The sequence below is a fragment of the Kitasatospora sp. NPDC001539 genome (genome assembly GCF_040298565.1).
GTDB lineage: Bacteria > Actinomycetota > Actinomycetes > Streptomycetales > Streptomycetaceae > Kitasatospora.
In genome coordinates this window covers 1-4,516 of record NZ_JBEPAK010000380.1, presented here as the reverse complement: position 1 = coordinate 4,516, position 4,516 = coordinate 1, and the positions used below count along the sequence as shown (strand labels likewise).

Sequence of the window (4,516 nt, the reverse complement as noted above, 5' to 3'; positions counted from 1 at the left end):
GCGGGGGGGGGGGGGGGCGGGGTGGGGTTCTGGGGCGGGGCAGGTAGGCGAGGCCGTGGGCGCCGGGTTCGGCGAGCTTGGGGAGGGTGAGGCGGGAGACGGGGGTGAGGGTGTCGAGGTCGATGACGTCCACGGTGGAGGAGACGACGCTGGAGACGTAGGCGAGGCGGCCGTCGGGGGAGGAGGTGATGGTGAGGGGGAACAGGCCGGTGTCGACGGAGCCCAGGCGCTCGTGGGTGTCGGCGGAGAAGACGGTGAGGCGGCCGGGGGTCTGCTCGCCGAGCTGGGCGCCGACGACGGGGCCGCGGGCGGAGCGGAACTCGCCGGCCAGGAGCTTGCCGGTGGAGGTCAGGTGGACGGGGATCACGGCGCCCTCGGTGGGCAGGGTGGCGGTGACGGAGGCCGAGCGGGCGTCGATCACGCGGATGCCGGGGCGGGCGTCGTCCCGGGCGGCGAAGCCGAGGTAGGGGGCGGCGACGTAGGCGTGGACGTTGTCGGGGGAGACGGCCAGGCCCTCGCTGCCGGGAACCTCCACCTTGGCGGTCAGCACGCCGCGGTCCAGGTCCACGACGGAGACGAACGGTGCCTCCTTGTTGGTGGCGAAGCCCGTACGGCCGTCCGGGGAGACGGCGAACCAGTGCGGGCCGGGGGCGTCGGTGTCGATCCGGCCGATCGGGCGGCGGGTCGCGGTGTCGATGACCACGACCCCGCCGGGGCGGTCCGCCGAGGCCTCGACGCTGACGTAGAGGCGGCGGCGGGCGGGGTCCAGGGCCAGGCCGTGCGGGCCGTGCTCGGGCGCGAGGTCGATCACCTCGACGATCCGGCGGCTGTCGGCGTCGATGACGGTCACTTCGGTGCGGTGGCCGGTGTGGGCGTTGTAGTAACCGGAGCGGTACGCGGTGGTGCACCACAGCAGGCGCTCGGTCGGGTCGAAGCACAACTCGTGGGGCTCGGCGGGGACTTCGACGGTGCCGAGGAGCCGGTCGGTGGCGGCGTCGAAGAAGGAGACGGTCGCTCCGCTCTGGCTGACGGCGGCGAGGACGTCGCCGGCGCGGTGGGAACGGGGGTCGGTCGGCACGGGGCGCTCCTTGGATGGACTTCCTGGTGGACGCCTCCCACCTTCGGCGGCCCGGGCCGCCCGAACAATGCAAGGATGAGCACGGGATAGTTGACGGAACTGCAAAAGTGCAGCTCAGGAGTGCCGAATGGATCTCAACCTGCTGCGGACCCTGGACGCCCTGCTCCAGGAGAACAGCGTCACCCGCGCCGCCGACCGGCTCGGCAGCTCGCCGGCGGCGGTGAGCCGGACGCTGGCCCGGCTGCGCCGCGCGGTCGGCGACCCGCTGCTGGTACGGGCCGGGCAGGGCCTGGTGCCGACCCCGCGGGCGGTCGAACTGCGGGAGGAGGTGGGCGCGCTGCTGCGCGGCGCCGAGAACGTGCTGCGGCCCGGGGCCGGGTTCGACCCCGTCCACCTGGACCGGACCTTCACGGTGCAGACCAGCGACCTGGTCCTGGTCCGGGTGGCGGGCCCGCTGAGGGAACGGATCCGTGCCGAGGCACCGGACGTCGACGTGGTGTTCCTGCCGGAGTCGCTGGAGGGCGGCCCGGCGCTGCGCCAGGGGCTGGTGGACGTCGAGGTCGGCGTGCTCGGGCAGTTGGATCCGGAGATCCGCACCCGGCCGCTGGTGAGCGCGCCGGTGGTGGGCGTGGCGCGCGAGGGCCACCCGCTGTTCGAGGGGAGGATCACCGCCCGGCGCTTCGCCGCCGCGGACCACATCGGGGTCTCCCGGCGCGGCAAGCGGCTCGGTCCCATCGACGCCGCGCTCGCCGCGCGCGGGCTGCGGCGCCGCGTCGCGGTCGTGGTGCCCGGCCACACCAGCGGGCTGCTGCTGGCCCGGGACAGCGACCTGGTCTCGCTGTGCCTGGCGGACTGGCTGCCGGACACCCTCGGGGCGCTCGGCCTGCGCACCTTCCCGATCCCGCTCGGGCTCGCCCCGCTGGAGCTGGGGATGGCCTGGCATCCGCGGAACTCGGCCGACCCGGGCCAACGCTGGTTCCGCGAGCACCTGGCGGCGGCCGTACGGCAGGCGCGGCAGCCGTCCGCCGCGCCCTCACCGGCATCATGACCGCTCCCGGACACCGCCCGTCCCCGCGTTCCACGCCTTGAGACGCGGGGGGCCGCAGGACCCGCCCCCGCTCCCGGCGCCGGCCCCGCAGTACCGGGCCACCGGCTCCGACCTGCGGTTCCATGACGTTTTCTTAACGCGGGCCGATGACGCATCCTTGACGGCGGTCGCATAGCCTGTCGCACTGCCGTCGCCCGACGGCGCTTTCACGGGGTTGCGAACAAGAGGTGCAAGGTGACTTCGTCGGGTTCGACGGACACGGCGACGGAGGATCCGTCGTCGGCGCGAATACGGCTCCGCAGCTGGCTGCTCGAGGACATGTCTCCGGACAAGGCCGCCAAGGGAGCCGACGCCGCGCAGGCGCAGGCGGAGCAGGACGGCGCGGAGTCGGGGGACTCCGCCGGGCACGCCGACCACGGCGCCCACGCGGGCCAGCGCTGGTGGCGCGTGATGTGCCTGACCGGCCTGGACTACTTCTCCACGCTCGGCTACCAGCCGGGCATCGCCGCCCTGGCCGCGGGCGTGCTGTCGCCGATCGCGACGATCGTGCTGGTCGTGGTCACCCTGCTGGGCGCTCTGCCGGTCTACCGGCGCGTCGCCCAGGAGAGCCCGCACGGTGAGGGCTCGATCGCGATGCTGGAACGGCTGCTGTCGTTCTGGAAGGGCAAGCTGTTCGTCCTCGCGCTGCTCGGCTTCGCGGCGACGGACTTCCTGATCACCATCACGCTGTCCGCCGCGGACGCGAGCGCGCACCTCGTGGAGAACCCGCACCTGAACAGCGTGCTCGGCGGCAAGCAGGTGCTGATCACGCTGATCCTGGTCGCGCTGCTCGGCGCGGTCTTCCTCAAGGGCTTCAGCGAGGCGATCGGCCTGGCCGTCGTGCTGGTCGGTGTGTACCTGGCGCTCAACGTCGTCGTGGTGGCCGTCGGCCTGTGGAAGATCATCGAGGCGCCGCACGTGGTCACCGACTGGACGGCCGCGCTGACCGCCCAGCACGGCAATCCGATCGTCATGGTCGGCGTGGCCCTGGTGACCTTCCCCAAGCTCGCGCTCGGCCTGTCCGGCTTCGAGACCGGCGTCGCCGTGATGCCGCACATCGAGGGCCGGCCCGGCGACACCGACGCCGCCCCGACCGGCCGGATCCGCGGCGCCCGCAAGCTGCTCACCACCTCCGCCGTGATCATGAGCTGCTTCCTGATCGCCACCAGTTTCATCACCACGCTGCTGATCCCCGCCGACCAGTTCAAGCCCGGCGGCGACGCGAACGGCCGCGCGCTGGCCTTCCTGGCGCACCAGTACCTGGGCGGCGCCTTCGGCAGCGTCTACGACCTCTCGACCATCGCCATCCTGTGGTTCGCCGGGGCCTCCGCCATGGCGGGCATGCTCAACCTGCTGCCCCGCTACCTGCCGCGCTACGGCATGGCCCCGCACTGGGCCCGTGCCGTACGGCCGATGGTGATGGTGCTGACCCTGATCGGCTTCCTGGTCACCTGGCTGTTCGACGCCGACGTCGACGCCCAGGGCGGCGCCTACGCGACCGGCGTGCTGGTGCTGATCAGCTCGGCGGCCATCGCGGTGACCATCGCCGCGTACCGGAAGCGCGAGCGCGGCTGGACCATCGGCTTCGCCGCGATCGCGGCGATCTTCCTCTACACCACCGTGCTGAACTGCATGGAGCGCCCGGACGGTCTGAAGATCGGTGCCTGCTTCATCGCCGGCATCATCCTGGTCTCGCTGCTCTCCCGACTGCGCCGCGCCTTCGAGCTGCGGGTCACCAACGTGGTGCTGGACGACGTGGCGGAACGTTTCATCCGCGACTACGCCCACCGCCCGCTGCGGCTGATCGCCAACGAGCCGAGCAACCGCGACGTCGCCGAGTACCGCGACAAGATCCGCCAGATCCGCGCCGACAACGACATCCCGGGCGAGGACGACCTGGTCTTCGTCGAGGTCACCGTCCGCGACGCCTCCGACTTCGAGGCCGAGCTGACCGTGCGCGGCGAGGTGCTGCACGGCCGCTACCGGGTGCTCACCCTGGAGAGCTCCAGCATCCCCAACGCGATCGCCGCGCTGGCGCTCACCGTCCGGGACCGCACGGGGCAGCAGCCGCACCTGTACTTCGAGTGGACCGAGGGCAACCCCTTCGCTCAGTTCCTGCGGTTCTTCCTGTTCGGCCAGGGCGAGGTCGCGCCGGTCACCCGCGAGGTGCTGCGCGAGGCGGAGCCGGACCGCGCCCGGCGCCCGCGCGTCCACGTCGGCTGACGGCGGCGCGGCCCCGGCGCCGCGTCCGCACGGTCGCGGCCCGTCCGCACGTCGATGGTGGCGTCCAGCAGCGGGATGAGCGACTCGCCGCCCTCCAGCGAGAAGCGCTTCTGCCCGACGTACTTGGT

At 72.9% G+C, this 4,516-nt stretch carries 3 protein-coding genes; 2 read left to right on the top strand and 1 reads right to left on the bottom strand.

Annotation, left to right across the window (positions count from 1 at the left end):
- A partial coding sequence (locus ABT247_RS32035; protein ID WP_350749786.1) for a YncE family protein occupies nucleotides 1-1,078 on the bottom strand: 1,078 nt, incomplete at its 3' end.
- 127 nt (nucleotides 1,079-1,205) lie between these two features.
- Here ABT247_RS32035 and ABT247_RS32030 point away from each other — a divergent pair.
- Together ABT247_RS32030 and ABT247_RS32025 are read left to right on the top strand one after the other, a co-directional pair.
- On the top strand, nucleotides 1,206-2,126 hold the full coding sequence (locus tag ABT247_RS32030) for a LysR family transcriptional regulator (RefSeq protein WP_350749783.1): 921 nt from the start codon (nucleotides 1,206-1,208) through the stop codon (nucleotides 2,124-2,126).
- Nucleotides 2,127-2,576: 450 nt separating this feature from the next.
- Complete coding sequence (locus ABT247_RS32025; protein ID WP_392904985.1) at nucleotides 2,577-4,388, top strand: APC family permease; 1,812 nt, start codon at nucleotides 2,577-2,579, stop codon at nucleotides 4,386-4,388.
- Nucleotides 4,389-4,516 lie beyond the last annotated feature (128 nt).

What these genes read in the sequence shown, in the direction of transcription:
- ABT247_RS32025 (WP_392904985.1), top strand. Translation starts at nt 2,577, where the DNA reads ATGTGCCTGACCGGCCTGGACTACTTCTCCACGCTCGGCTACCAGCCG.
- ABT247_RS32030 (WP_350749783.1), top strand. Translation starts at nt 1,206, where the DNA reads ATGGATCTCAACCTGCTGCGGACCCTGGACGCCCTGCTCCAGGAGAAC.